Origin of the sequence: Burkholderia diffusa (genome assembly GCF_902499115.1) — a bacterium.
Taxonomy (GTDB): domain Bacteria; phylum Pseudomonadota; class Gammaproteobacteria; order Burkholderiales; family Burkholderiaceae; genus Burkholderia; species Burkholderia diffusa.
Map to the genome: position 1 here is coordinate 89,892 of NZ_CABVPN010000028.1, position 26,574 is coordinate 116,465.

28 protein-coding genes and 2 pseudogenes are annotated in these 26,574 nt (G+C 66.9%); 12 read left to right on the forward strand and 18 right to left on the reverse strand.

Annotation, left to right across the window (positions count from 1 at the left end; translation table 11 throughout):
• Nucleotides 1-188: 188 nt before the first annotated feature.
• The 3 genes from BTE28158_RS25730 to BTE28158_RS25740 all read right to left on the reverse strand — a co-directional run bounded on the left by BTE28158_RS25730 (nucleotide 189) and on the right by BTE28158_RS25740 (nucleotide 2,799).
• Nucleotides 189-1,088 carry an anti-sigma factor family protein gene (locus tag BTE28158_RS25730; protein ID WP_174920155.1) on the reverse strand — a complete coding sequence of 300 codons (900 nt, stop codon included), beginning with the start codon at nucleotides 1,086-1,088 and terminating at the stop codon, nucleotides 189-191.
• A complete protein-coding gene (locus tag BTE28158_RS25735; RefSeq protein ID WP_151050971.1) occupies nucleotides 1,078-1,725 on the reverse strand; it encodes an RNA polymerase sigma factor in 648 nt (215 codons plus the stop codon). Before BTE28158_RS25735 ends, BTE28158_RS25730 begins: the two co-directional genes overlap by 11 nt.
• A 162-nt stretch (nucleotides 1,726-1,887) precedes the next feature.
• Entirely contained in the window at nucleotides 1,888-2,799 is a 912-nt protein-coding gene (locus BTE28158_RS25740; protein ID WP_059604243.1) for a LysR family transcriptional regulator, read from the reverse strand.
• Between the two features lie 172 nt (nucleotides 2,800-2,971).
• Between BTE28158_RS25740 and gcl the strand changes: the two genes are divergently transcribed.
• The 4 genes from gcl to lysM all read left to right on the forward strand — a co-directional run bounded on the left by gcl (nucleotide 2,972) and on the right by lysM (nucleotide 7,474).
• Nucleotides 2,972-4,747 carry a glyoxylate carboligase gene (gene gcl / locus BTE28158_RS25745; protein ID WP_124622592.1) on the forward strand — a complete coding sequence of 592 codons (1,776 nt, stop codon included), beginning with the start codon at nucleotides 2,972-2,974 and terminating at the stop codon, nucleotides 4,745-4,747.
• A gap of 44 nt (nucleotides 4,748-4,791) precedes the next feature.
• Nucleotides 4,792-5,601, forward strand: coding sequence for a hydroxypyruvate isomerase (gene hyi, locus BTE28158_RS25750; protein WP_059604237.1), 810 nt, complete (start codon nucleotides 4,792-4,794; stop codon nucleotides 5,599-5,601).
• Between the two features lie 37 nt (nucleotides 5,602-5,638).
• Nucleotides 5,639-6,547: a 2-hydroxy-3-oxopropionate reductase gene (locus BTE28158_RS25755; RefSeq protein WP_260437096.1), complete on the forward strand. Its 909-nt coding sequence runs from the start codon at nucleotides 5,639-5,641 to the stop codon at nucleotides 6,545-6,547.
• 456 nt (nucleotides 6,548-7,003) lie between these two features.
• The gene (lysM, locus tag BTE28158_RS25760; RefSeq protein ID WP_021162125.1) at nucleotides 7,004-7,474 is read left to right on the forward strand and encodes a peptidoglycan-binding protein LysM; all 471 of its coding nucleotides are present in this window, start codon (nucleotides 7,004-7,006) and stop codon (nucleotides 7,472-7,474) included.
• A gap of 84 nt (nucleotides 7,475-7,558) precedes the next feature.
• On the opposite strand, the gene BTE28158_RS25765 is transcribed toward lysM, so the two are convergent.
• A complete protein-coding gene (locus BTE28158_RS25765; protein ID WP_151050969.1) occupies nucleotides 7,559-8,581 on the reverse strand; it encodes an asparaginase in 1,023 nt (340 codons plus the stop codon).
• Nucleotides 8,582-8,853: 272 nt separating this feature from the next.
• Here BTE28158_RS25765 and BTE28158_RS25770 point away from each other — a divergent pair, with 272 nt between their 5' ends.
• The 3 genes from BTE28158_RS25770 to BTE28158_RS25780 all read left to right on the forward strand — a co-directional run bounded on the left by BTE28158_RS25770 (nucleotide 8,854) and on the right by BTE28158_RS25780 (nucleotide 10,741).
• Nucleotides 8,854-9,144 carry a PsiF family protein gene (locus tag BTE28158_RS25770; protein ID WP_044843641.1) on the forward strand — a complete coding sequence of 97 codons (291 nt, stop codon included), beginning with the start codon at nucleotides 8,854-8,856 and terminating at the stop codon, nucleotides 9,142-9,144.
• A 319-nt stretch (nucleotides 9,145-9,463) separates the two neighbouring features.
• A complete protein-coding gene (locus tag BTE28158_RS25775; protein ID WP_059464355.1) occupies nucleotides 9,464-9,925 on the forward strand; it encodes a hypothetical protein in 462 nt (153 codons plus the stop codon).
• Between the two features lie 228 nt (nucleotides 9,926-10,153).
• Nucleotides 10,154-10,741: a BPSL1445 family SYLF domain-containing lipoprotein gene (locus BTE28158_RS25780; RefSeq protein WP_059680074.1), complete on the forward strand. Its 588-nt coding sequence runs from the start codon at nucleotides 10,154-10,156 to the stop codon at nucleotides 10,739-10,741.
• 99 nt (nucleotides 10,742-10,840) lie between these two features.
• Here the strand turns inward: BTE28158_RS25780 and BTE28158_RS25785 are convergent, their stop codons facing one another.
• The 9 genes from BTE28158_RS25785 to mltG all read right to left on the reverse strand — a co-directional run bounded on the left by BTE28158_RS25785 (nucleotide 10,841) and on the right by mltG (nucleotide 19,447).
• On the reverse strand, nucleotides 10,841-11,905 hold the full coding sequence (locus BTE28158_RS25785) for a glycosyltransferase family 4 protein (protein WP_059604220.1): 1,065 nt from the start codon (nucleotides 11,903-11,905) through the stop codon (nucleotides 10,841-10,843).
• A gap of 287 nt (nucleotides 11,906-12,192) precedes the next feature.
• Nucleotides 12,193-13,368: an AAA family ATPase gene (locus tag BTE28158_RS25790; RefSeq protein ID WP_124622584.1), complete on the reverse strand. Its 1,176-nt coding sequence runs from the start codon at nucleotides 13,366-13,368 to the stop codon at nucleotides 12,193-12,195.
• Nucleotides 13,369-13,401: 33 nt separating this feature from the next.
• Nucleotides 13,402-14,574, reverse strand: a complete 1,173-nt coding sequence (locus BTE28158_RS25795; RefSeq protein WP_059604216.1) for a mechanosensitive ion channel family protein — start codon at nucleotides 14,572-14,574, stop codon at nucleotides 13,402-13,404.
• 97 nt (nucleotides 14,575-14,671) lie between these two features.
• Nucleotides 14,672-15,028: a Rap1a/Tai family immunity protein gene (locus BTE28158_RS25800; protein WP_006755340.1), complete on the reverse strand. Its 357-nt coding sequence runs from the start codon at nucleotides 15,026-15,028 to the stop codon at nucleotides 14,672-14,674.
• Between the two features lie 119 nt (nucleotides 15,029-15,147).
• Nucleotides 15,148-15,858, reverse strand: coding sequence for an ankyrin repeat domain-containing protein (locus BTE28158_RS25805; protein ID WP_059604214.1), 711 nt, complete (start codon nucleotides 15,856-15,858; stop codon nucleotides 15,148-15,150).
• A gap of 43 nt (nucleotides 15,859-15,901) precedes the next feature.
• On the reverse strand, nucleotides 15,902-16,681 hold the full coding sequence (locus tag BTE28158_RS25810; protein WP_059538079.1) for a TatD family hydrolase: 780 nt from the start codon (nucleotides 16,679-16,681) through the stop codon (nucleotides 15,902-15,904).
• A gap of 79 nt (nucleotides 16,682-16,760) precedes the next feature.
• On the reverse strand, nucleotides 16,761-17,789 hold the full coding sequence (locus BTE28158_RS25815; protein WP_174920157.1) for a DNA polymerase III subunit delta': 1,029 nt from the start codon (nucleotides 17,787-17,789) through the stop codon (nucleotides 16,761-16,763).
• 18 nt (nucleotides 17,790-17,807) lie between these two features.
• On the reverse strand, nucleotides 17,808-18,428 hold the full coding sequence (tmk, locus tag BTE28158_RS25820) for a dTMP kinase (RefSeq protein ID WP_059604208.1): 621 nt from the start codon (nucleotides 18,426-18,428) through the stop codon (nucleotides 17,808-17,810).
• Nucleotides 18,428-19,447, reverse strand: a complete 1,020-nt coding sequence (gene mltG, locus BTE28158_RS25825) for an endolytic transglycosylase MltG (RefSeq protein ID WP_124622580.1) — start codon at nucleotides 19,445-19,447, stop codon at nucleotides 18,428-18,430. Before mltG ends, tmk begins: the two co-directional genes overlap by 1 nt.
• A gap of 77 nt (nucleotides 19,448-19,524) precedes the next feature.
• Between mltG and ygfZ the strand changes: the two genes are divergently transcribed.
• Complete coding sequence (ygfZ, locus tag BTE28158_RS25830; RefSeq protein ID WP_151051793.1) at nucleotides 19,525-20,559, forward strand: CAF17-like 4Fe-4S cluster assembly/insertion protein YgfZ; 1,035 nt, start codon at nucleotides 19,525-19,527, stop codon at nucleotides 20,557-20,559.
• A 76-nt stretch (nucleotides 20,560-20,635) separates the two neighbouring features.
• Nucleotides 20,636-21,481 carry an NRDE family protein gene (locus BTE28158_RS25835; protein ID WP_151051795.1) on the forward strand — a complete coding sequence of 282 codons (846 nt, stop codon included), beginning with the start codon at nucleotides 20,636-20,638 and terminating at the stop codon, nucleotides 21,479-21,481.
• Nucleotides 21,482-21,498: 17 nt separating this feature from the next.
• On the opposite strand, the gene BTE28158_RS25840 is transcribed toward BTE28158_RS25835, so the two are convergent.
• From BTE28158_RS25840 to BTE28158_RS25860, 5 genes and pseudogenes are all read right to left on the reverse strand, one after another.
• Complete coding sequence (locus tag BTE28158_RS25840; protein WP_151051797.1) at nucleotides 21,499-21,939, reverse strand: GNAT family N-acetyltransferase; 441 nt, start codon at nucleotides 21,937-21,939, stop codon at nucleotides 21,499-21,501.
• A 34-nt stretch (nucleotides 21,940-21,973) separates the two neighbouring features.
• Nucleotides 21,974-22,933 carry an alpha/beta hydrolase gene (locus BTE28158_RS25845; RefSeq protein WP_151051799.1) on the reverse strand — a complete coding sequence of 320 codons (960 nt, stop codon included), beginning with the start codon at nucleotides 22,931-22,933 and terminating at the stop codon, nucleotides 21,974-21,976.
• Nucleotides 22,934-22,994: 61 nt separating this feature from the next.
• Nucleotides 22,995-23,210 (reverse strand): annotated as a pseudogene (locus BTE28158_RS25850) (NADP-dependent oxidoreductase); the annotation flags it as partial.
• Between the two features lie 195 nt (nucleotides 23,211-23,405).
• Entirely contained in the window at nucleotides 23,406-23,885 is a 480-nt protein-coding gene (locus tag BTE28158_RS25855) for a PaaI family thioesterase (RefSeq protein WP_006753420.1), read from the reverse strand.
• Entirely contained in the window at nucleotides 23,882-24,199 is a 318-nt protein-coding gene (locus tag BTE28158_RS25860) for a Dabb family protein (RefSeq protein WP_059604189.1), read from the reverse strand. Before BTE28158_RS25860 ends, BTE28158_RS25855 begins: the two co-directional genes overlap by 4 nt.
• 85 nt (nucleotides 24,200-24,284) lie before the next feature.
• Between BTE28158_RS25860 and BTE28158_RS25865 the strand changes: the two genes are divergently transcribed.
• The 3 genes and pseudogenes from BTE28158_RS25865 to BTE28158_RS25875 all read left to right on the forward strand — a co-directional run.
• Nucleotides 24,285-24,911, forward strand: a complete 627-nt coding sequence (locus BTE28158_RS25865) for a tyrosine-type recombinase/integrase (RefSeq protein WP_203249522.1) — start codon at nucleotides 24,285-24,287, stop codon at nucleotides 24,909-24,911.
• Between the two features lie 21 nt (nucleotides 24,912-24,932).
• Nucleotides 24,933-25,280, forward strand: coding sequence for a tyrosine-type recombinase/integrase (locus BTE28158_RS25870; RefSeq protein WP_279608094.1), 348 nt, complete (start codon nucleotides 24,933-24,935; stop codon nucleotides 25,278-25,280).
• 323 nt (nucleotides 25,281-25,603) lie between these two features.
• Nucleotides 25,604-26,500, forward strand: a pseudogene (locus BTE28158_RS25875) (phage late control D family protein); the annotation flags it as partial.
• Between the last annotated feature and the right edge of the window lie 74 nt (nucleotides 26,501-26,574).

Consider the following 26,574-nt stretch of genomic DNA (forward strand, 5'->3'; position numbering starts at 1 on the left):
GAGAAGCCGAAGATTCTAACCCGGTTACGGGGAGCATGCAACACCGATCGACGATTTCCGACCGGATTCGGCCATGTTTTCAAAGACTTGAACGGTGCCGACAATTCAAAAGGCTGTCGGTGCGCCCGCTCAAGAATCGGGGACGGAGCGTAGCGCGCAGGATGACGGGCCGGTGGCGCGACCTGCCGTCACTCGCTGCGCGCCCCGCCCAGCCGCGCGTCGAGCGCCGTCCTGAACGCGGCCAGCGCCGACGGCTCGGCGTCCGTCACGGCCCACCACGTCATCCCGGCCGCATCCCAGCGGTCGAGCGCGTAACCCTGCGACACGGTCGCGTACGGCGCACCCTGCCGCCCAACGCCGACCGGCCACACGTACACGTCGATCACGTGCTGCCGGTACCGGTAGACGAGCACTGCGACGCGGCGCCGCCCGACGTAGTCGAGCCGGCCGCCGGCCAGCGGGAAACCGCTCGCCGACAGGTCCTCGACCGGCGGCGCATAGTCGAGTCGGCCGTTGAACCACGGCTTGACCGTATGCCGGTCGGTCGAGATCACGTCGATGTCGCGCGCCGACAGGCCGGCCCGCACGTGGCTCGCGACCAGTTCGTCGACCGTCTGGCCGGTTTCGGCGTGGCGCGCGGACACCACCATTCCGGCGGCCGCGGCCAGCGCGATCACCAGCGCCACGCCCCACCCAAGCCCGGGCAGCGCCGCGACACGCGGCCCCGGCCCGGCAGGCACCGGGCGAGCCGGCTCGCCGCGCCCGGTCGGCCACGAGAACCAGCGGCGACCGTTCGGTCGAGGTCGCGGCCGCGCCGCTGCGTCAGGCTCCGGTTCCGCGCGGGCTTGCCTGCGCGCCCCCGCGCCGCCCGCCGCCGGCAGTCCCGCGAGGATGCTCGCCCGCAGCGCATCCGGCGCGCGATGATAGTCGGCCTGCCGCACGATCCGCCCCAGCGCGACGATTCGTTCGCGTTCGCGGCGGCACGCGTCGCACCCTTCGACATGCCGCTGGATGCGCAATGCATCGGGCGCCGACAGCTCGCGGTCGATGTCCGCGTCCAGCAACGCTCGCGCTTCGTTACAGTCCATCGATCGCCTCCGATGCGGTTCCGCTTGCCGACGCACGTCCCGGCGCGGGTTTGGACGTCGACGCCGGCGCCGCCGTGTCGCCCAGCAGCGCGGCGAGCCTGCGCCGGCCGCGTGCAAGCCGCGACATCACGGTGCCGACGGGCACGTCGGCGATCGCCGCGATCTCGCGGTAACTCAAATCCTCCATCTCGCGCAGTACCAGCACCTCGCGATATTCGGGCGACAGCTTCGCGAGCGCCGCGTTCACCAGCCGCACGTTTTCGCCGCGCAGCAACTGCGCGAGCGGATCCTCGGTCGCCGGCTGCCAGTCGTCGGGCACTTCCGTGTCGTCGAGCGTGTCGGGCAATGCAACCTCGTGCGCGTGGGTGCGGCGGCGCCACTCGGTGTACCAGGTGTTGCGCACGATCGTCAGCAGCCAAGGTCGCGCGTTGTCGCCACGACACGAGTCGACGAAGCGCAGCGCGCGCATGCACGCGTCCTGGACGACGTCGTCCGCGTCGCCCGCATTGCCGCTCAGCCAGCGCGCGAGGTTGTACGCGGCGTCGAGATGCGGCAACACGAGCGCGCGAAACCGCTCGCCACGCGCGACCGCGTCGTCCTCCGTCCGTTCGTCGACCGCCTGTCCGGCTTGCCCCACATGGCCTCCCTGGTCCCGGCGGCCGAAGCCGCGCCCGTTCCGCGCCCGGTGCCCGGACAGACCGGCAGCGTGCGCACTCGATGACCTTACCGCCGCTGCGTCGAGTTTATTCCCGCATGAAGCCGATGATGCGCAAAAAAATGCCGGAACCTGCCGCGCCCGTTACGGCGTGCTGCTCCAGTAGCCGGGGCGCGCATACGCTTCGCGCAGGTAGTCGATGAAGTAGCGCACGCGCGCGGGCACGTAGCGCTGCTGCGGATAGACCGCGAGGATGTCGTAGTCGGGCAGCGCATATTCGTCGAGCACCGTCTCGAGTTCGCCCGTCTCGAGCTGTGCGGCGATTTCCCAGGTCGAGCGCCAGCCGAGCCCGAGGCTTTCCGCTACCCAGCGATGCAGCAGCTCGCCGTCGTTGCAGTCGAGATTGCCGGCCACCCGCATCGTCACGATCTTGCCGTGGCGCTGGAAATACCAGCCGCGGTTCTGGCCCCCCTGCAGGTTGAACGCGAGACAGTTGTGCCTGAGCAGGTCGTCGAGCGACTTCGGCCGGCCGTGGCGGCGGAAATAGTCAGGCGTGCCGCACACGACGCGCCGGTTCGACGCGAGCTTTACCGCGACGAAGTTCGGGTCGACCGAGCCGCCGATCCGGATCGACAGGTCGTAGCCTTCGCGCACGAGATCGACGACACGATCGGTCAGGTTGAACGACAGCTGCATTTCCGGCTTGTCGGCGAGGAAACCGGGCGCGTGCGGCGCCACGTGCTTGCGGCCGAACGCGGCTGGCGCGGACACGATCAGGTGCCCGCTGACCGCGCGGCGGCCGGCGGCCAGTTCGTTCTCGGCCTGGTCCCATTCGGACAACAGCCCGCGGCAGCGCTCGAGGAACGCGGCGCCCTCCTCGCTGACCACCAGCCGCCGCGTCGAGCGGTACATCAGCTTCACGCCGAGGCGCTTCTCCAGCGCGTCGATGCGCCGCCCCAGCACCACCGGCGACACGCCCTCCTCGAGCGCGGCCGCCGCGAGGCTGCCCGCGTCCGCGACTCGCACGAACGTCTCGATCTGCTTGAAACGATCCATCTCCTGTCTCCCTCCCGGCTCCGACACCGGCGGGGAAACCCCGTCCGGCCGTCATTCCATACTTTTAGTTTCGAAATAAACGACTTCGGCTGATCTTATCAAACCTTTCTTGCATCCCTAAAGTGTTCCCAACAGACCGATTCGCAAGATCCGCACATTCAAGGAGACATTCATGGCCAAGATGAGAGCCGTCGACGCAGCCGTACTCGTGCTCGAGAAGGAAGGCATCCAGACCGCGTTCGGCGTGCCGGGCGCAGCAATCAACCCGTTCTATTCCGCGATGCGCAAGTCGGGCGGCATCAGCCATGTGCTGGCCCGCCACGTCGAAGGTGCGTCGCACATGGCCGAAGGCTTCACGCGCGCCGCGCCGGGCAACATCGGCGTGTGCATCGGCACGTCGGGCCCCGCCGGCACCGACATGATCACCGGCCTGTACTCAGCGTCGGCCGACTCGATTCCGATCCTCGCGATCACGGGCCAGGCACCGCGTGCGCGCCTGTACAAGGAAGACTTCCAGGCCGTCGACATCGAGTCGATCGCGAAGCCCGTCACCAAGTGGGCCGTCACCGTGCGCGAGCCGGCGCTGGTGCCGCGCGTGTTCCAGCAGGCGTTCCATCTGATGCGCTCGGGCCGCCCGGGCCCGGTGCTGGTCGACCTGCCGATCGACGTGCAGCTCGCCGAGATCGAATTCGACATCGACACGTACGAGCCGCTGCCGGTCTACAAGCCCGCGGCGACCCGCGCGCAGATCGAGAAGGCGCTCGCAATGCTCAACGACGCGGACAAGCCGCTGATCGTGTCGGGCGGCGGCGTGCTCAACGCGGCGGCCGAAGACCTGCTCGTCCAGTTCGCCGAAACGATCGGCGTGCCCGTGATCCCGACGCTGATGTCGTGGGGCGCGATTGCCGACGACCACCCGCTGATGGCCGGCATGGTCGGCCTGCAGACGTCGCACCGCTACGGCAACGCGACGATGCTCGCGTCCGACTTCGTGCTCGGCATCGGCAACCGCTGGGCGAACCGCCACACGGGCAGCGTCGAGGTCTACACGAAGGGCCGCAAGTTCGTGCACGTCGACATCGAGCCGACCCAGATCGGCCGCGTGTTCGGCCCGGATCTCGGCATCGTGTCGGACGCGAAGGCCGCGCTGGAACTGTTCGTCGCCGTCGCGCAGGAATGGAAGGCCGCCGGCAAGCTGAAGGATCGCAGCGCATGGGTGTCCGAGTGCCAGGAACGCAAGCGCACGCTGCAGCGCAAGACCCACTTCGACAACGTGCCGGTCAAGCCGCAACGCGTGTACGAAGAGATGAACAAGGTGTTCGGCCGCGACACGTGCTACGTCAGCACGATCGGCCTGTCGCAGATCGCCGCCGCGCAGTTCCTGCATGTGTTCAAGGCGCGCAACTGGATCAACTGCGGCCAGGCCGGCCCGCTCGGCTGGACGATCCCCGCCGCGCTCGGCGTGCGTGCGGCCGACCCGCGCCGTCCGATCGTCGCACTGTCCGGCGACTACGACTTCCAGTTCATGATCGAGGAGCTGGCCGCCGGCGCGCAATTCAAGCTGCCGTACGTGCACGTCGTCGTGAACAACTCGTACCTCGGCCTGATCCGCCAGGCGCAGCGTGCGTTCGACATGGACTACTGCGTGCAGCTCGCGTTCGACAACGTCAACGCACCGGAGCTGAACGGCTATGGCGTCGACCACGTGGCGGTCGCCGAAGGCCTCGGCTGCAAGGCGCTGCGCGTGTTCAAGCCGGAAGAGATCGAGCCGGCGCTGCGTCAGGCGCAAACGCTCGCGGAAGAGTTCAGTGTGCCGGTCGTCGTCGAAGTGATCCTCGAGCGCGTGACGAACATCTCGATGGGCACCGAAATCGACGCGATCAACGAGTTCGAGGAACTCGCCGAGAAGGCCGAACACGCGCCGACCGCGATCTCGATGCTCGACTGATCCGCACGACATTTTTTGACTGACCGACCGAAGAGGCTTAGCTCATGCCGAAGTTTGCTGCAAACCTGACCATGCTGTTCAACGAAGTGCCGTTCCTCGACCGCTTCAAGGCGGCCGCCGACGCGGGCTTCGACGCCGTCGAGTTCCTGTTCCCGTATCCGTACGCGAAAGAGGAACTCGCCGAGCGGCTCGAGACGCATCGCCTGCGCCTCGTGCTGCACAACCTGCCCGCGGGCAACTGGGATCAGGGCGAGCGCGGCATCGCGTGCCTGCCCGATCGCGTCGGCGAGTTCCAGGAAGGGGTCGGACGTGCGATCGAGTACGCGAAGGCGCTGAAGGTGCCGCAGCTGAACTGCCTCGTCGGCATCCCGTCGGCGAGCACGGCGCGCGACAAGACGTTCGTCACGATCGTCGACAACCTGCGCTTCGCCGCCGACGCGCTCAAGCGCGAAGGCATCCGCCTGCTCGTCGAGCCGTGCAACAGCTTCGATATCCCGGGCTTCGCGCTGAACCGCTCGTCAGAAGGGCTCGACGTGATCCGCGCGGTCGGCTCGGACAACCTGTTCCTGCAGTACGACATCTATCACATGCAGCGCATGGAAGGCGAACTGGCCGCGACGATCGAACGCAACCTCGCATCGATCGGCCACGTCCAGCTCGCGGACAACCCGGGCCGCAACGAGCCGGGTACGGGCGAGATCAATTACGCGTTCCTGTTCGCGCTGCTTGACCGGCTCGGCTACGCCGGCTACGTCGGCTGCGAATACAAGCCCCGCACCACCACGACGGAAGGCCTCGGCTGGCTGCAAAGCGTCGCCGGCTGCGCATCGGGCTCGGCGCGTCGCGCAGCCTGAGGCCCGCCCTTCCAGCGGCATTCCCACATACGCCCCTATAGGAGACTTTCACATGGCAACCATCGGTTTCATCGGCCTCGGCATCATGGGCGCGCACATGGCGCGCAACCTGCTCAAGGGCGATCATCAGCTCGTCGTGAACGGTGCGTTCCCGATTCCCGACGACCTGCGCGCCAGCGCGAAGGTCGTCGCAAACTCGACCGAAGTCGCGCAGAACGCCGACATCATCATCTCGATGGTGCCGGACACGCCCGACGTGCGTAACGTGCTGTTCGCCGACGACGGCGTCGCGAAGGGCCTCTCGGCCGGCAAGCTCGTGATCGACATGAGCTCGATCTCGCCGCTCGACACGCAGGAATTCGCGAAACAGATCAACGCGCTCGGCTGCGACTACCTCGACGCACCGGTGTCCGGCGGCGAAGTCGGCGCCCGCGAAGCGACGCTGACGATCATGGTCGGCGGCCCGGAGAAGGCCTTCGAGCGTGCGAAGCCGCTGTTCGAGAAGATGGGCAAGAACATCACGCTCGTCGGCGACAACGGCGCGGGCCAGACCTGCAAGGTGGCAAACCAGATCATTGTCGCGCTGAACATCGAAGCGGTCGGCGAAGCGCTGCTGTTTGCCGCACGCTCGGGTGCCGATCCGGAGCGCGTACGCCAGGCACTGATGGGCGGCTTCGCCGCGTCGCGCATCCTCGAAGTGCACGGCGCGCGCATGACGAAGCGCACGTTCGATCCGGGCTTCCGCATCGAGCTGCATCAGAAGGACCTGAACCTCGCGCTCGACGGTGCACGCAAGCTCGGCCTCGCACTGCCGCACACGGCGAGCGCACAGCAGCTGTTCAGCGTGTGCGCATCGCACGGCGGCAAGGCGTGGGATCACTCGGCACTCGTGCGTGCGCTCGAGATCATGTCGAACTTCGAGATCGGCCAGACGCCGGCCGCGTAACGCCGACTCAACGACGCGCGTTTCGCTGCAACGGCGAACGCGCGACGCACACACGCGATCCGGCCACGGCCGGTCGCATCGATGCATGCCTGTGCGTGCATCACGATGGGGCGCCCCGCCGCGTATTGCTGAAATGCGTGCGCGGCGGGGCGAAAAACGCCGCTCTGGGCTGAGAGCGGCGTGGTGGGGTCCGCAGCGGCACCCGGCGACGCCGGGGAAGCCTTGGTCGGTCAGACGTCGTCGTCGGGTGTCCGCCTGTCGGATTTCGCGTATTACATTTCTTTACGTTCGGGCGTGCGATTTTTCATGCAATCGTCGCGATGAACGCCTACACTTTCGCCACGCCTTTCGAGAAATCCGCCGCGCTTGCGCTCACTCCCGTGATCGCGCCCAGCGCGGTGTTTTTTTCGCCACTTCACGGCGCGTTTTCTTTTCAACCACCTAGGGAGTGCAACGATGGGTCTTCTTTCGTTTATCAAAGAGGCGGGTGAAAAACTGCTGGGTCACGCCGATGCGCAAGCAGCGGAAGATCCGAATGCCGCGAACCAGACCGCGGCCGATGCGATCAAGAACTACATCAACACGCAAGGTCTCGACACGTCGAACCTGACCGTGGCGTTCGACGGCGCATCGCGCACCGTCACGCTGTCGGGCAGCGTCGCCGACCTCGACACGAAGGCGAAGGTCAAGGTCGCGGCCGGCAACGTGCAAGGCGTCGCGGGCGTCAACGACGACGATCTGCAGCCGGACGATCCGGAAGTTCAGTACCACGATGTGAAGCCGGGCGACACGCTGTCGGCGATCGCCAAGGAAGTGTACGGCGACGCGAACAAGTACCCGGCGATCTTCGAGGCGAACAAGCCGATGCTGTCGAGCCCGGACCGCATCTATCCGGGTCAGAAGCTCGTGATTCCGCCGCAGTCCTGAGCATTCGCGCAGTACTGACGCAAAAAAAGGCAGGCCGATGGCCTGCCTTTTCTTCATGCGCGCCGCCCGATCGGCGTACAGCGGTCAAAGCGTATCGAATGCGCGTTGCAGCGCGTCGCGTCCGTGCATGCCGTTCGCGAGCGCAAGCATCAGCAGCACGCGTGCCTTGAACGGGCTCAGCGACCCGGCGCTCACGAAACCGAGCACGTCGTCGTTCGCGGCGCCGTTGCGCATCACGTGCCCCGAGCCGACGCGCGACGCACGCACCACGGCGACGCCCGCTTTCACCGCATCGGCGAGCGCCGCCTGCAGCGTCGCGTGGATCGACCCGTTGCCGGTGCCCGCCACGACGAGGCCGCGCACGCCGGCCGCCACCAGCGCGTCGACGGCCGTGCGCGTCACGCCCGCATAGCTCGCGACGACCTCGACCGGCGGCCACGTGGCAGCAATCGCCAGGTGCGCATCGCGCGAGCGCGTCACGCGGCGCGCGAATTCGACGCGGCCGTCCTGCACCCAGCCGAGCGCGCCCAGTTCCGGCGACTGGAATGCGTCGACCGCGTACGTGCTCGTCTTCACGACGTCGCGCGCGCCGTGGATCCGGTTGTTGAACGCGACGAGCACGCCCTGCCCGCGCGCGGCCGGGTGAGCGGCGACCGTCACCGCGTTCAGCAGGTTCAGCGGCCCGTCGGACGACAGCGCGGTGGCCGGCCGCATCGCGGCCGTCAGCACGACCGGCTTGTCGCCGGTCACGACCAGATGCAGCGCGTACGCGGTTTCCTCGAGCGTGTCGGTACCGTGGGTGATCACGATGCCGTCGATCGCCGGATCGGCCATCAGCGCGTCGATGCGCGCGGCGAGCGTATTCCAGAGCGGCAGCGCGAGATCCTTGCTGTCGATGCTGGCGACCTGCTCGGCATCGATGCGCGCGACCGACCCAAGCGCCGGCACCGCGTCGAGCAGGAAATTGACGCCGAGCGCGCCGGCCTGATAGCCGGCCGTGCTGGCGGCGTCCGGCGCGGCGCCGGCGATCGTGCCGCCAGTGGCGAGTACGGCGATGCGCGGCAGCGCCGGCGCGGACGAAGGAGTTGCGGTGTTCGAAATATTCATGGCCGCGATTGTAATCGCTCGCGGCCGGCATCCGGTAGGTCCCGTGCGCGCGCCCGGAGCCGAACGCGTCGCATCATGGTTTGTCCCGATCGCCGGCGTGCGCACGCCGTCAACGGCCGCGTTGCCCGCCGCGTTATAGGTATGCCGTTTTGGTGTTTTCACATTGATTTGCCATAATCGGAGCGCGCGGCGCGATGTGACCCTGTTCCCGTTGCGCCGGGCTTCGTGACGGCGTCGATATAAAACGCAATTCACCCCATGGGAGTGTCGAAATGAAAATCCAATCGCTCGTAGCCGCAGTCCTTCTCGGCGGCATGCTGGCTTCCCCCGCTTTCGCGGCGAACAGCCAGCAGGACAAGATGAAGGCCTGTAACACCCAGGCCGCCGGCAAGACGGGCGACGAACGCAAGGCGTTCATGAAGGACTGCCTGTCGGCCAAGCCCGCGAAGAAGATGTCGCAGCAGGAAAAGATGAAGGCCTGCAACACCCAGGCCGCCGACAAGAAGGGCGACGACCGCAAGGCATTCATGAAGAGTTGCCTGAGCAGCCAGCCGGCCGCCTGAGTTCCGGCGCTCCCGCGCGAATGCCGCGCACCGCTTCGGCGGGCGCGGCATTTTTGTTTTCGTTGCACGCGCATCGACGCGCGCGACGACGCCGGATGCGTCACCGCGCTGTCCGGCCAACGGCATCGTCGCCGTTGCGACATGCTCCACCACCCTCCCACCCCGCTTCCTTACACGCGCCGCACGAATGCCGCCACATGGTGCGGCAATTCGCCGCGATTTCTTCTATGATGGCTGCAACGCGGCCCATCCAAGTACAAGAAGCGCCATCGGGCCGCCCTCGAGACGGACGCGCACACCGCGTCAAACGGAGGCATGGATGGCATGGAGACAACACCGCTGGTTCCGCCGCTGGCTGATCGTGATCGTGTTCTGGGCCGTGCCCGTCGCGATCGTCGCCGTGCGCGAGATCCGCGAGGAAATGGCGTACAACAAGGCCGACCTGCAGCTCGCGCTGACCACCTGGCAGCTCACCGATGCGCAGCAGGCGGCAGGCGCCGCCGCGAAGTGCCACGGCGATCCTGACGCGGCGCGCGCCGCCGGCTGCCCGGCCGACGTGCTGGCCGCCAACGCGGCACGTCAGCAGGCAGCCCGGGACGAATACGTGGTGCGCCGCAATACGCTCGCCGGTTATCTGTGGCATGCATTCGTCGGCTATTGGGTCGTGCCGGCCGCGTTCCTGTTCGCGTGCGGGGTCGTGATCGCGCTGATCCGCCGCGCGCTGCGGCGCCCGCCGATCAAACCGCCTGCCCCGCCGGCACCACCCGTCACGCCGCACTGACGCGCAGCAACCGCTTCCCTTTCCCCTTTCCTGCCCCCCCGGCCGGCCGCACGACGTATGGCCGTACGCGCGCCGGTCCGTCCGTTGGCGCGCCGCGACACCCCAAAACGATTTGACGCTTTTTCACGCGCGAACGAAAAGGGATTGTAATCCGCTGTGATATAACTGCCGACGTGATCCGCTCCTTGAGCGAGACTCACTCCGAACGTCATCCGATGGAGAAGAACGATGCAAAAACGGAATCTTGTGCTGAAAGCCGCCGCTGCGCTTGTCGTCGGTAGCCTTGCGCTCACCGGTTGCACCACCACCCCCGACAAGCCCGACAATGCCGCAACCAACGCGTCGAAGCGTCAGGCGATCGATTCGAGCGTCGACGCAACGCTGTCGCGCATGTATTCCACGGTCAAGGGTTCGCGCGAACTCGTCGCGAAGTCGCGCGGCGTGCTCGTGTTCCCGGACGTGATCCAGGCAGGCTTCATCGTCGGCGGCCAGTCGGGCAACGGCGCACTGCGCGTCGGTGGCAGCACGGTCGGCTACTACAACACGTCGTCGCTGTCGGTCGGCCTGCAGGCCGGCGCGCAGTCGAAGGCGATCGTGTTCCTGTTCATGACGCAGGAAGCGCTCGACGAATTCCGCGGCTCGGACGGCTGGGCAGCCGGCGCCGGTGCATCGGTCGCGCTCGTGAAGATGGGCGCGAACGGCGCGGTCGACACGACCACGGCCACCGCGCCGGTCCAGGTCGTCGTGCTGACCAATGCCGGCCTGATGGGCGACGTGTCGATCAACGGCACGAAGGTCACGAAGCTGAAGATCTGACGCCGAGGCGTCCTCGCCCGTGCGCACCGCGCGCGGGCAACGTGCAAACGGCGATGTCCTTGCGGGCATCGCCGTTTTTTTATCCGCGCGCGTGGCGCGTCAGGTCGTCGAATCGATCACCTTGAAGCGCGAACGCTTCTGCGCGCGAATCAGCGACTGGTACACGTCGACGTATTGCTGCGCCATCCGCCGCGCAGTGAAGCGCTCCTCGAAGCGCTGCCGCACGCGTGCGCGCGGCAGCAGGTGCAGCCGGTTCACCGCGGCCACCGCGCTGATCTCGTCCTCGACGATGAAGCCCGACACACCTTCGTCCAGCACCTCCGGCACCGCGCCGCGATTGAACGCGATCACCGGCGTGCCGCACGACATCGCCTCGATCATCACCAGCCCGAACGGTTCCGGCCAATCGATCGGAAACAGCAGCGCATGCGCGCCCGACAGGAATTCGGCCTTCTGGTGGTCGGCGATCTCGCCGATGTATTCGACGTGCGGGAGAGCGAACAGCGGCTTGATCTCGCGTTCGAAGTATTCCTGGTCCGCCGCGTCGATCTTCGCCGCGATCCGGATCGGCAGCCCGCACTGGCGTGCGATGCGGATCGCCGTGTCGACCCGCTTCTCCGGCGAGATACGGCCGAGGAACGCGAGATAGCGCGGCTCGACGGGCTGCGGCAGGTACAGTGCGTCGGGCAGGCCGTGGTACACGGTCGTCAGCCATTTCGCCTGCGGCAGCGGCTGGCGCTGCGAATTCGAGATCGAGATCACCGGCGCGGTGTTGAACGTGTCGAACACCGGTTGCTGCTCGGGCAGATCCAGCCGGCCGTGCAGCGTCGTCACGTACGGCGTGTCCTGCCGGTTGAAAACCGAAAACGAGTAGTAGTCCATGTGAAAATGGAGCACGTCGAAATCCTTCGCGCGGCGCGCGACCGTCTCCATCAGCAGCATGTGCGGGGCGACGCGATCGCGGATCGACGAGTCGAGCCGCAACGCGCGTGGCCACACCGGTTCGAGCCTGGCCCGGGTCGTCGAATCGCCGCTGGCGAACAGCGTCACGTCATGGCCGAGGTCGACGAGCGCCTCGGTGATGTAGGACACGACGCGCTCCGTGCCGCCGTACAGCTTCGGCGGCACGGATTCGGTCAGCGGGGCGATCTGGGCAATTCTCATGGTCCACGTCTCCTGTGTCCTCGGTCAGCCGCCACGGGGGCTGGTGCACGCCGCGCTCCGTGCGGCATGCGGCCGGCATCGCGCCAGCCAAATATCTCATTATTATTCGCGATCCCGATGCCCGGAAGCACCGGACTTTCATTTTATGGGCGTTGTTACAGACAGGATACATTCGCCCGCGGGCCGCCCGTACCAGCTTCGAGGCGGCCGGACCGGCGCGACGGGCATCCGAGGGCGAGCGACCGACGGCCCACCGCTGACGGGCCACGCGCGCACCGCGCCGCCCGTCAGCGCGACGGCCACTTCCACGGCGGCAGGTCGCGCGTATCCGCGTCGACGAGCACGGTCGCGCCGAGCTGCTTGTCGAGCACCAGCGACTCGCAGCCGGCCTCGCGTTCGAGCGTCGCGATGAGCCGCGCCGCGTGCGACACGACCAGCACCTGCGAACGCTGCGCGGCCTGCGCGATCAGGCGGCCGAGCGCCGGCAGCAGATCGGGATGCAGGCTCGTTTCCGGCTCGTTCAGCACCATCAGCGCGGGCGGCCGCGGCGTCAGCAACGCGGCCGCGAGCAGCAGATAGCGCAGCGTGCCGTCCGACAGCTCGGCGGCCGACAACGGCCGCAGCAGCCCCGGCTGGCGCATCAGCACGTCGAAGCGGCCGCGGCCGCCCGGATTGTCGATGTCGATCGATGCGCCCGGGAACGCGTCATCGATCGCCGCGTCGAGCGCCGCGGCATCTCCGATTTCGCGAATCGTCTGCAGCGCGGCGGCCAGGTCGGCGCCGTCGTCCGCGAGCACCGGCGTGTGGGTGCCGATGTGCGACTGCCGGGCCGGCGCCTGCGCATCGGTGCGGAAATGGTCGTAGAAGCGCCACGATCGGATCCGCTCGCGCACCGCGATCATCTCTGGCGCGCCGACCGGATCGGCGAACTCGGTCATCATGCTGTCGAAGCTCGCGACCGGCTGCGGCACCGTGTGCCAGTCGCCCGACCCGGCGCGCGCGCGAATCTGCGCGCCCTGCCGGTCGACCAGCAGCGTCGACGGGCGCAACAGCGCGCCACCCCAGATGCATTCGCGCTTCACGACGGGATCGAGCGCGAACTGCGAACGGCTCGGGACCGGCAGGCCGAGATCGATCGCATAACCGAAATCGTCGCTCGCGAAACCGAGCTTGAGGCTCACCGGTCCATTGCGCACCGTACCGGTCACCGGCGTCTCGCCGCTCAGCATCGCGCGCGAAAAGCGCTCGGGGCCGGCCCACAGCGTCGAGGGCAGCCCGCCTTCGCGCGCGAGCGACGGAATCACGCGCCCCTGCGCCGTATCGGCGAGCAGCCGCAGCGCGCGGTAAACGCTCGACTTGCCGCTGCCGTTCGGCCCCGTGACGACGGTGAGCGCCGCGAGCGGCACGATCAGCTCGCGCAGCGAGCGGTAGTTGGCGATGGCGAGCGTGTTCAGCGCGGTCATGGAAAGAAAATGGCGGCGGGTACCGGCACGCGTTCAGCGGCCTTCGGTGGCTTTCGGATCGGCCGCGGTGTTGGCTGCCGTGCTGGCGGCGGGCGGCCGCGCATGCGGTCGTTCGGGGCTCGGCTCGTCCAGCGCCGAATCGTGCGGATACAGTTCCATCCGGCTGCGCGGCAGGCATTGCGGAAAACGCGCCTGCAGATAGGCGATCAAGCCCTCGCGCACGCGGCAGCGCAGATCCCAGCACGCCGACGAGTCGGCCGCGCTGACGAGCGCGCGCAACTGCATCGTGCGTTCGGTCGCGTCGGTCACCTGCAGCACCTGCACGCGGCCGTCCCACTCGGGCGCCGCATGGACGAGCCGCGCGAGTTCCTCGCGCAGCGGCGCGAGTGGCGTGCGGTAGTCGACCGACAGGTACACCGTGCCGATGATCTCCGAGCTGCTGCGCGTCCAGTTCGTGAACGGGTTTTCGATGATCCACTGCAGCGGAACGACGAGCCGGCGCTGATCCCACAGCCGCACCGACACGAACGAGCCGGTGATTTCCTCGATGCGGCCCCACTCGCCCTGGATCACGACGACGTCGTCGAGCCGGATCGGCTGCGTGAGCGCGATCTGCAGCCCGGCGATCAGGTTGCCGAGCACCGGCCGCGCGGCGATGCCGGCAACCAGCCCCGCGACGCCGGCCGACGCCAGCAGGCTCGCGCCGACCTGGCGCACGTTCGGGAACGTCATCAGCGCGGCGCCGGTGCCGATGATCACGATCAGCACCATGACGGTCCGCACGAGCACCTTGGCCTGCGTGTGGACGCGCCGTGCGTGGAGATTGTCGGCCGCATCCATCGGATGGGCCTGGATGATCGCGTCGCCGACGCCGGCCACGAGCCGCACCAGCAGCCAGGTCAGCGACACGATGGAGCCGACCGCGGCCGCGGTGCGCATCCCGCCCACGAACGACATGCCCTCGTCGGCCTGGATCCACAGGAACTCGAGCGCGAGCAGCGCGAGCGTGACGAGCGAAGGTTTGTCGATGTAACGCAGGATCACGCTCATCAACGGATACGGCTGCGCGATGCGCTTGACGATGCGTGCGCCGACACGGTGCACGATCACGACGACAAGCACGACGATGACCGACACGCCCAGCGTGCCGAGCCACGCATGCAACGGCGCATCGGCGATGCGCTGCAATTCCTCGATTGAAATCATCGGCGCCCGGGAATGCTTCGGTTATGAGGCGCGGCGGCCTCGTCCTGGATGCGTCGGCGACGTCCGGGCAACGCGCGCGCCCGGCCCCGGCGTCAGATCAGCTGCCGCCCCTGCAGGGGAACGCCTTGCCGAGACCGAGCGACACCGCGGTGCTCGCGTTGTAGTCGGCCAGCTTCGGGTTCTCCGCGATGTACTTGCGCACCGCGTCGGTCATCTGCTGCGCCCGGATGTCGGGCGGCAGGCAGAAATACTGCCCGACGCGCGGCCCCGTGGTACCGCCGATCGCGTCGATCGTGTTGTAGACGCCATCGGCGGCGCCTTCGATGTAGGCGGCGCACGACGCCCGCGACTTGACGTCCGTCTTCGCGCACAGCCGGTCGAGATCCGCGCCCGTGAAAGCCGCCGCCGACAACGGCACGGCGAACGCCGCGGCACAAAACATAGCCCGCAACATGGTGTTCCTTATGTCAATGCGGCCCCGGGCCGCTTGCTGCGCTGACCGGCGCGGCAGCCGGACGCCCGCGGCCGGCCGGGTTCCGGACGGCCGGGCGCTGCGCCACCGCGCCAAAACCGTCATTTTGCACTCTTTTGGGCATCTGCCGGCGCCGACGCACCGACGCGCACCGTCCGCTTGCTCAGGATGTCGATTGCGTCCGGCGCCTTGTAGTGCTTCGCGAACTCGAGCGCGGTGATGCCGAGCTGGTTCTTCACCTGCGGATCGGCACCCTGGTCGAGCAGCAGGTTGACGGTCGTCGCGTGGTTGCCGCGCGCGGCCATCATCAGCGGCGTCGTGCCGTTCGGCGATGCGGTGTCGATATACGCGTCGTGGTCGAGCAGGATCTTGACGACCTCGTCCTGGCCGTTGGTCGCCGCGTAGTGCAGCGGCGCCCAGCCCTTCTTGCTGACTTCCGCGCCCTTGTCGATCAGCAGCTTGACGAGCCCGACGTCGCCGTTCAGCGACGCGAGCATCAGCGCGTTCTCGCCGGCCTTGTCTTCCTTCTCGAGGTCGACGTTCGGCGTCGTGGCGATCGCGGCGGCAACCTTGTCGGACTTCTCGCGCGCGGCGATCACGAGGATCGGGTCGCCGTTCGGCGCGAGCGTGTTCGGATCGAGCTTGCCGCTCTTGAGCTGCTTGCCGATGTCGGCGATATCGTCGAACTTGACCGCCTTGACGATCGCGTCGAGCGACTCGGCATGCGCGCCGGCGGCGGCAAAGAGGCCGCTCGCGACGAGCGCGGCGGCGATGAGTGCGCGCTTGGGCAGGTATGTGGTCGGCTTCGTCATTGTTGTGGGCTCCTTCCCTGGGTTGTCGGCTGGCTGCGCGCCGTTAGCGGGCGATCTTGAACAGCCGGAAAAAGTTCTGTGTCGTCGCATCGGCGAGCGCCTCGACGGCGATCCCGCGCTCGGATGCGATAAAGCGTCCGACATGGCTGACGTACGCAGGTTCATTCGGCTTGCCGCGATATGGCACCGGCGCGAGGTACGGCGAGTCGGTTTCGATCAGCAGCCGGTCGAGCGGCACGCGCCGCGCGACGTCCTGCACGTCGGTCGCGTTCTTGAACGTGACGATCCCCGACAGCGAGATATGGAAGTTCTGCGCGAGCGCCTGCTCGGCAACGGGCCACGGCTCGGTGAAGCAGTGCATCACGCCGCCCGGCACGTCCGCGCGCTCCTCGGCCATGATTCGCAGCGTGTCTTCCGACGACGAGCGCGTATGGATGATCAGCGGCTTCATCGTCGCGGTCGCCGCGCGGATGTGCGTGCGAAAGCGTTCGCGCTGCCACTCCATGTCGGCGATCGAGCGGCCTTCGAGGCGATAGTAGTCGAGGCCCGTCTCGCCAATCGCGACGACCTTCGGGTGCGCGGCCAGCTCGATCAGTTCCGCGAGCGTCGGCTCCCGTGCGTCCTCGTGATCGGGGTGCACGCCGACCGACGCGTACACGTTGTCGTGCGCCTGCGCGATCGCGAGCACGTCGGGCAGCGTCTCGAAGTCGACCGACACGCACAGCGCGTGCGTGACGTCGTGCTCGCGCATGTTCTCCAGCACGGCAGGCAGGCGGTCGGCGAGACCCTTGAAATTGATGTGGCAGTGAGAATCGACGAACATCGTGGTTCCTGAATACGGTTGGCGGGCGCTCATGCACTCGCCGGCAATCGTTTCCTCACCCGAAGGAAACAATACTCGCTCACGCGAACATTTCCCGATAACCGAGAAACAGTTCCTCGAATACGAGCCGGGCATTGAGCGGATGGTTCTCGACCGTCCGCTGGCGCGTCACGGCCTTCATGAAGCGCGCGAACGCATTCGCATCGACCGCCTCCGCGCACCGCGCGAGCGCGGCCGCCTGCATCGGGAAGTAGCGCGGCGCGCCCGCCATCCGCTGCGCGAGCAGATCGTACAGCCAGCGCTGCAGCCAGCCGAGCACCAGCGGCACCGGCAGCTTCTGCAGCGTCTCGCCGCACGCGAACGGATCGCACGCGGCGCCGGCCGCGAGCTGGCCGAGCGTGAAATCGCGCAGCGGGCGGTTCTCGTCGCTCGCGAGCGCCAGCGCGGCGAGCGGCGCGCCGCCGGCTTCGGCGAGCAGCGCGCGCGCATCGTCGATACCCTGCGCCGCGAGCCATGCCGCGGCCGCGTCGGGCGCCGGCACGGTCATCGGCCACTGCCGGCAGCGGCTGATGATGGTCGGCAGCAGCCGGTCGATGCGGGCCGACACCAGCAGGAACACGACGCCGGACGGCGGCTCCTCCAGCGTCTTCAGCAGCGCGTTCGACGCGGCGACGTTCAGCGCCTCGGCCGGATACAGCACGACGACGCGCGCGCCGCCGCGGTGCGAACCGACCCCGCAGAAGTCGAGCAACGCACGCACCTGCTCGATCTTGATTTCCTTGCTCGGCGCGCGCGTCTTCTTGCCGCCCTCGTCCGCGTCGGCAGGCTTCGCGTCGTCGGCGGCGCCCGGCGCCTCGCCCGCGAGCGCCTCGGGCAGCACGATCCGGTAGTCCGGATGGTTGCCCTGCGCGAACCACGTGCAGGCCGCACAAGCGCCGCACGGCTCGCCGTTCGGCTGTGGCGCCTCGCACAGGAAGCCCTGCGCGAGATGCTGCGCGAACTGCAGCTTGCCGATCCCGGCCTGGCCGTGCAGCAGCAGCGCATGCGGCCACTGCGCACGCAGTTGCTGCAGGCGGTTCCAGTCGTCGGTCTGCCACGGATAGATCATGTGGTGCGTTCCTTCGTGTTACAGCGCGGCGAGCACGCGTTCGAGCTGCTGGCGGATGTCGGGAATCGTCTGCGTCGCGTCGACGATCGCGAAGCGGTGCGGCGCCTCTTCCGCGCGCCGCAGGTATTCGGCGCGAGTGCGCGAGAAGAATGCGTCCGACTCGCTTTCGAACTTGTCGGGCATGCGCGCGGCGCCGCGGCGCTCGCTCGCCACCTGTGGCGCGACGTCGAACAGCACCGTCAGGTCGGGCTGGAAGCCGCCCTGCACCCAGCGCTCGAGCGTCTCGAGCTTGTCGCGCGGCAGCCCGCGGCCGCCGCCCTGGTACGCGAACGTGGCATCGGTGAAGCGATCCGACACGACCCAGTCGCCGCGCGCGAGCGCAGGCTCGATCACGAGCGCGAGGTGCTCGCGGCGCGCGGCGAACATCAGCAGCGCTTCGGTCTCGAGATCCATCGGCTGGTTCAGCAGGATCTCGCGCAGCTTCTCGCCGAGCTGCGTGCCACCCGGCTCGCGGGTGACGACGACCTGCCGGCCGCTCGCGGCCAGCCTGGCCTGGAGGCGTTCACAGAACCATTGCAGGTGGGTGGTCTTCCCCGCCCCGTCGATGCCTTCGAACGTGATGAATTTACCGCTCGCCATTATTGACCTCGTATGTACTTGTCCACGGCCTTGTTGTGGTCGCCGAGCGTGTCCGAGAACACGCTCGTGCCGTCGCCCTTCGCGACGAAATAGAGCGCGCTCGTCTGGGCCGGATTGATCGCCGCCTGCAGCGCGGCGACGCCCGGCAGGGCGATCGGCGTCGGGGGCAGCCCGCGGCGCGTATAGGTATTGTAAGGAGTGTCGGCCTGCAGGTCGCGCTTGCGCAGGCGGCCGTCGTACGCGTCTCCCAGGCCGTAGATCACCGACGGATCGGTCTGCAGCGGCATCCCGATCCGCAGCCGGTTCGCGAACACGGCGGCGACGAACGCGCGATCGGCCGCGTGGCCCGTTTCCTTTTCGACGATCGACGCGATCGTCAACGCTTCGTAAGGCGTCTTGTACGGCAGCCCCGGCACGCGCGCGGCCCACGCTTCGTCGAGACGCGTCTGCATCAGATGGTACGCACGCCGGTAGATGTTCAGATCGCTCGTGCCCTTGTCGAACAGGTAGGTGTCCGGGAAGAACAACCCCTCGCCGCTGCCGCGCTGAATCGCGTTGTCCGGCGCACCGATCGCGCGCAGCAGTTCGGCGTCGCTCATGCCGGCCGTCGCGTGCGCGAGATCGGGATTGCCGTCGAGTTCCGCGCGCATCCGCTTGAAGGTCCAGCCTTCGATCACCGTCGCGACGTACTCGTTCACGTCGCCCCGCGCGATCTTCTGCAGCACGTCGTACGGCGTGATGCCGGTCTTGAATTCGTAGTTGCCGGACTTGAGCCGGCTCGACAGCCCGAGCAGGCGCGTCATCGCGACGAAGCCGAGCGGCTCGACCGGCACGCCGCCGCGCCTGAGCTGCAGCGCGACGCTCTTGACGCTGCTGCGCGGCTTGATCGTGACATCGAGCGACGCGGCACCCAGCAGCAGCGGCCGGGTCGCCCAGTAATATCCGCCGCCCGCGCCGGCAGCGGCCACAACGACGGCCAGCGCCACGACAGTCGCGGCGCATTTCTTCAGTAGGGACATGGAAACGAGACTCAGGTAAGACCCATATAATACTTGCTCGCCTTCGTCAAAGTCAGGGTTGACTGTTCCCTCATTCCATGAGCACACCGTTCGCTTCACCGGCTGCACAGCCCGCATCCGTCTCGCTCCCCGTTTTCCCCCGCCCGTCAGCCGCCGATTTCGACGCGCCGGGCGCCTGCATGCCGCTTGCGCAGTTCGGCGTGATCGACGTGGCCGGCGACGACGCCGCGACGTTCCTGCACAGCCAGCTCACCAACGACATCGAGCATCTCGATGCCGCGAGCGCGCGCCTGTCCGGCTATTGCTCGCCGAAGGGCCGCCTGCTCGCGTCGTTCCTCGCGTGGCGCGCCGGTCACGGCGTGCGCCTGCTTGTCTCGAAGGACGTCCAGGCCGCCGTGCAGAAACGGCTGTCGATGTTCGTGCTGCGTGCAAAGGCGAAACTGACGGACGCGAGCGACGCGCTCGCGGTCGTCGGCTTCGCGGGCGACGTGCGCGACGTGCTGTCGGGCATCTTCGACGCGCTGCCGGACGGCGTGCACGTGAAGGTCGACGGCCCTGCAGGCGCGCTGATCCGCGTGCCGGACGCGGCCGGCCGCAAGCGCTACCTGTGGATCGGGCCCCGCGCGGAAGTCGACGCGCGTCTCGCCGCGCTCGCCGGCACGCTGCCGGTCGTGTCGCCGGCCGTCTGGGACTGGCTCGACGTGCGCGCGGGCGAGCCGCGCATCACGCAACCGGCCGTCGAACAGTTCGTGCCGCAGATGGTCAACTTCGACGTGATCGGCGCCGTTAACTTCCGCAAGGGGTGCTACCCGGGCCAGGAAATCGTCGCGCGCAGCCAGTACCGCGGCACGATCAAGCGCCGTACCGCGCTCGCGCACGTCGCCGGCGAGACCGACACCGTGCATGCCGGCGTCGAGCTGTTCCATAGCGACGACCCGGGTCAGCCGTGCGGGATGATCGTCAACGCGGCGGCCGCGCCCGCGGGCGGCGTCGACGCGCTCGTCGAGATCAAGCTGGCCGCGCTCGACAACGGCACGGTGCACCTTGGTTCCGCCGACGGTCCGGCGCTCGCGTTCGACGCGCTGCCGTACGCGTGGCCAACGGAAGCGTGACGCACTGACAACCCGTTCGCACGCCGGCTCGCAGATCGCGGCCGGCGCCCGAAGTTTCCTGCGAGAGATTCGCCCGATGTGTCTGATTGCCTTCGACTGGCAGCCTGATGCCGCCGCCGGTCCCGTCTTTACCCTGACCGCCAACCGCGACGAATTCTTTCGCCGTACCAGTGCGCCGCTTTCGTGGTGGGAGGACGTGCCGGGCTTGCTCGCCGGCCGCGATCTGGAAGCGGGTGGCACGTGGCTCGGCGTGTCGCGCGACGGCCGGTTCGCGGCGCTGACGAATTACCGCGCGCCGTTCGACATTCGCGCGGGCGCGCCGACCCGCGGCAAGCTCGTGTCCGATTTCCTCCGCGGCCCGTCCGTCTCGCCGCTCGACTACCTCGGCGAGCTGGCCGAGCACGCGGCCGTGTACAACGGCTTCAACCTGCTGGTCGGCGACTGGAAGCGGCGCGAACTCGCGTGGTTCTGCAATCGTGCGGCCGAAGGCGAAACCGGCGTTGCGTCGCCGGTCGCGATCGGCGCCGGCGTGCACGCGCTGTCGAACGCCCGGCTCGATACGCCCTGGCCGAAAGTCGTGCGCAAGCGCGCGGAACTCGGCACGCTGCTGACCGACAATCCGACCCCGTCGCTCGACGAGTTGATCGAGCTGATGCGCGATCCGCACGTCGCGGACGACGACGCGCTGCCGCACACCGGCATTCCGATCGAGCGCGAGCGGGCGCTGTCGGCCGCATTCATCGAGACGCCCGAATACGGCACGCGCGGCACGACCGCGCTGCGCGTGACGATGAAGGAAGGCGTGCGGCTGACGGTCGACATCAAGGAACGCTGCGACGACGACGGCTCGCACCGCACCGTTCGGCCGGGCAGTTTCGAGCGCGCATTCACGTTCGACATCGACGCGACGCAACCGCGCTGAGCCTGCCGCGCGCGGCACTAGGGCGTGCGCGCCATCTCGACGTGCGGCACGCCGATTTCGAGGAACGGTTCGCCGATTGCCGCGAAGCCGTGCCGCACGTAGAACGACACCGCGGCATCCTGCGCGTAGAGCCGCACGATCGGCTCGCCGCGATGCCGCGCCGCGTCCAGCAGCGCATGCAGCACGGCCGATCCCGCGCCCTGCCCGCGTGCGTCGGCCAACACCGCGACGCGGCCGATCGTGGCGGTGCGCAGCAGCCTTCCCGTCGCGACCGCGCGGCGCGCGCCGGTCGCCACATCGACACGGTAGGCAACCGCGTGCAACGACAGTGGATCCTCGTCGTCGAGTTCCCATTCCGGCGGAATCCGCTGCTCGCGCACGAACACCGCATCGCGAATACGTGCGGCATCGCCGCCCAGCACGGCCCAGTCGCCCGTTTCCACCCAGCCGTCGGTCATCGCTTCCTCCGCGCGGCGCCGGGCGCCGCCGCCATCAAACGTCGTCGAATGCGGCCTTGAGCGCCGCCACCGCGTCGGCATGCGCGGCCCGCACCTCCGGCACGTAGCCGCCCATCTTGAAGAACTCGTGGATCATCCCCGGATAGCAGACCAGCGTAACCCTATTGCCAGCCGCGCGCAGCTTGTCCGCGTACGCGGCGCCCTCGTCGCTCAGCGGATCGTATTCGGCCGTCGCGATCCAGGCCGGGGCCACACCGGCGAACGACGGCGCGCCGCGCGTGCCGTCGAGCGGCGCGAAGCGCCAGTCGTCGCGGTCGGAGCGATCCCGCACGTATTGCGTGAAGAACCACTGGATCGTGTCCTGCGTCAGCAGGTAGCCGTTCGCGAGCCGTCCGTGCGATTCGGTGTCCTGGTAGCCCGTCACGCCAGGATAGATCAGCAACTGCAGCGCAAGATCGATGCCTGCGTCGCGCGCGAGCACCGCGCAGACGGTCGCGAGCGTACCGCCCGCGCTGTCGCCACCAACCGCGAGCCGCGTCACATCGATGCCGAATGCGGCAGCCTCGCGATGCAGCCAGCGCAATGCGTCGTCGGCGTCGTTCACGGCGGTCGGGAACCGGTGTTCGGGCGCGAGCCGGTAGTCGACCGACAGCACCGCGCACTGCGCGTCACGCGCGAACATGCGACACAGCGCGTCGTGCGTATCGACGCTGCCGACCGTGAAGCCGCCACCGTGGTAATAGACGAGCGCCGGCAGCGGTTCGGCGAGGCTCGGCTCGACCGGCAGAAAGAGCCGCGCGCCGATCGTGCGGCCATCGCGCGTCGGCACGACGCAGGCCTCGACCGAATGCATCGGCGCGGGCGCGACATCGAGGATCGGCGCACTCTTCTCGTACGCGGCGCGCGCCTGCTGTGGCGTCTGGTGGTGATAGGACGGGCGTTTTGCGCGCTCGACCATGTCGAGTATCTGGGCGATCTTCGGATTCAGCGGCATCGGTGAGGACGGCGCGTGCGGCGCCGTGAACGGACAAGCGTCACATGATGCCACGCGCGGATCAGACGAGTTGCATGAGCTGCTTACCGAAATTGTGGCCTCTCAGGAGCCCGGAGAACGCGTCCGGCGCCGGCTCGAGTCCGTATGCGATCGTCGCGACGAGTTCGCCGAGCTCGGCCAGCGCGGGCGGCCATGCGTCGGGGTGTTCGAATACGATGAAGCCCTGCATCGTCAGCGGCGAACGCAGGTTCAGGCCCGGATTCGCGAGCGGCACGGGCGGCGTTTCGACGAGCCGGAAGTTGTCGGCGCGCGCGGCGCCTTGCGGGCGCGACACGAGCGGGATCTAGCGGCTGATCGTGTTCATGGCTGTCTCCCTGGATTCGTTCGCAGCGTCACGCCGTCCCGTTGTGAATCCGTGCCGCAAAACAAAACGGCCCCGCCTGTGACCAGGCAGGGCCGCGCGTCCCGGCGCTTACGCGTCGCTCGGGCCGGGCTGGGCGTCCGGCGCCGTACGCGTGCGTTGCCGCTTGATGTCGCGACCCACCGCGAGCCGCCGCATATACTTGAACGTGCCGAGCGCCTTCGCGACGAAGTTGCCGTCGCTGTCGCGCACTTCACCTTCGCAGTACGCCATCGTCGTCGAACGATGCATCACGCGTCCATATGCGCGCAATTCGCCGCGCCCGGGCTGCATGAAATTCACCTTCATCTCGACCGTGACGACGCCGACGCCGTCGTCGGTCAGGCTCCGGGCGGCCATCGCGAGCGCGATGTCCGATAGCGTCATCGTCACGCCGCCGTGCGCGATGCTCCACGTGTTCATGTGCCGCTCGTCGAGCGGCAGCACGATCTCGCTCGCGCCATCCTTCGCAGACACGAGCCGCACGCCGAGCAGATCGACGAACGGGCTTTCGATCGACGGACCATCCGTCGGGGATGCCGCGTCGCTCATCGTGCTGCGCTTTCGGACAGGTAGTCGACACACTGGCGCGATTCCGCCACCGCAACGACGAATTTCTTCACTTCCTGGTGGACCGGATGCACCTGGTACGCATCGAGCGCGGCCTTGTCCGTGAAATCGGACACGAGCACGACGTCCGACGTGGCTTCGAGGCCTGGCGTCGCGATGCCGACGTCGAGTTGCAGGATGCCCGGCACGAGGTCGCGGCAGCCTTCGAGCTTTTCCTTCAGCTTCAGCGCGTTCTGCGCACGCGTGCCGCCTTCCGCCGATTCTTTCAGCTTCCACATGACGATATGTCTGATCACTTCCGTTGCTCCTGTTCGTGTTGGTTCGGCGATTCGCCTATAACCCTTACCAGTTGGGCACTTTACGCCCTTCCACTGTTCGCTTATGTTCGCCGGAAATCGTCCCCAGCCGAGAAAAAACGGGGTACAAAAGGGGGTATCATTTCGACAATCCAGAGTCGATACCCCCTTTTTCACCCTACTTAGCGACGTCAAAATCCGACAAGCGAAAGCAGGCAACAAGCCTACCAAACTTACTGACGGCAATGGACTGTATCTGTTGGTGGAGCCGACTGGCTCCAAGCTCTGGCGATACAAGTACCGAATTGCTGGGAAAGAGAATCTTTTCGCGATCGGCGAATATCCCACCATCAGCCTCCAAGACGCGCGCACGGCACGCGACGATGCCCGTGAACTCGTCACGAAGGGGCTGCATCCGCCTCACGCGCGGCAGGAAGTGCTGTCCGCGCGCATCAACGAAGGCAAGGCAACTTTCCGCGTTGTGAGCGACGAGTGGCTGGAGAAGAAGCGCAAGACGTGGACCGAGCGGCACTTTGGCGAGATTTTGCGCATGCTCGGAGCAGACGCATACCCTTACATCGGGAACCGCCCAATGCGCTCTACTACCGCTCACGATGTGCTCGCCTTGATGCGCCGCGTCGAAGAACGCTGCCCCCCTTCCGTAGCGGTCAAACTACTCAGTACGTATCCAACGTGTTCCCGTACGCGGTGATCACGCTTCGTACCGATACCGATCCAGCTTCGGTGTTGCGCGGAGCAGTTCTCAAGCCACCGACCCCACATGAGTCGAGCAACAATCAATCGGGCGCTCGACTCCACGATGCCGAATATCCCCGAGCCGATAACGGGCCATGACTTCCGAGCAATCGCGTCGACGAACCTCCACGAGATGGGCTGGAAAGATGAAGTCGTTGAAATGCAGCTGTCGCATAAGGACAAGACTCGCTCGACGTATAACCACGCGAAGTACTTGCAAGAGCGTCGGGACATGATGCAGGCTTGGGCAAACTGGCTCGATGACATCGAGGAGGAGGCGTGCAACGGCCACGGTACTGACGCCACCTTCGTCAATGATCGATGATGCAGCAGTATCTGCGCCTTAGCTGGCAAGGCACCGTACGTAGAGACCTACACCGGTCTTTTTGGGGATGAAAATTTCTGATCTGCTGGATAACGTCGCCATTCCCGAAAGCGGCGGCTCAACGTGCTCCGACCAAAGGAGTGTCACGGGCTTGGCTAGTTTTCGGGTGGTCGCAAACTCGCGATTATTGCGCGCGACATCCCACCGCTTCTTCTTTCATGACCGGGCGACGCTGCTAAAATTGCAGCGACATAGCCGGGGAGCCGTCCCCGTGAGAGCGCGGCCCATCGCTGGTCTGCAAAATACAAGAAGATGGATAACGCATGAATATGACCCAATTGGCTCAGGCGATTCGTGGCGGCCTGATCCAGCAAGACCGCCTGCTCAAGGCGGATATCCCGTCGTTGCCGGATAACGCGCTCGTGCCACGTCGGGCCACGACCTATTCCGAGCTTGGTCGTGACTTCAGTGTCACGATCGACGTGGTATCCACGGCGAGCGACATCGAGCTCAAAACGCTGATCGCCCAGCCGATAACACTTTGGATTCAGCAAGCGAACAAGTCTTATCTGCCGATCAACGGATACATTCATACAGCTCGCAGGCTCGGAACTGACGGCAGCCTTTCAAGTTACCAATTAGCTTTCGCTTCATGGATGCATTTCCTCAAATTCCGCAACGATATGCGGTACTGGCAGGATGTGAGCATCGACGCCGTCATCACGGACGTATTCAATGGGCATCCACAAGCTCGAGGCCAATTCGAATTCGCGTTGCTGAAGCCGCTCCCCCCGCGCTCGTACTGCCGTCAGAGCGAGACTGATTGGAATTTTGTCCATCGATTGATGGAGGAAGAAGGCCTATTCGGTTTCTGGCGTCATGACAAGGATGGAAAGTCGCATAGGTTTGTCGTAACCGACGACATTTACTCGCTTGATGAGATGTCGCCCAAGTCGGTCGGATTCTCCAGGTCCGGCACAAGTAGCGAAACCGACGCGTTTACGCAGTGGGCTGGGTCGCGGACATTGCAGAGTACCGTGTACACGACACGCACGTTTGACTATAAGGCACCGTCGTCTCTGGTCAATCCCAAAGGTACGACGTTGCCGACAATGGCCGGTCAAGGAAACTTGCCGGAGCAGACTGAATTCTATGAATATACCGGCGCCTACACATATTTGAACCAGGATCGCGGTGAGCATCTTTCGAGGATTCACCTAGGGAAACGCTGATTAATAGGCCAACGCGCGAGCTTGTCGGCGGTGCTGACGCGCAAATTCCGGATGCCGAAGTG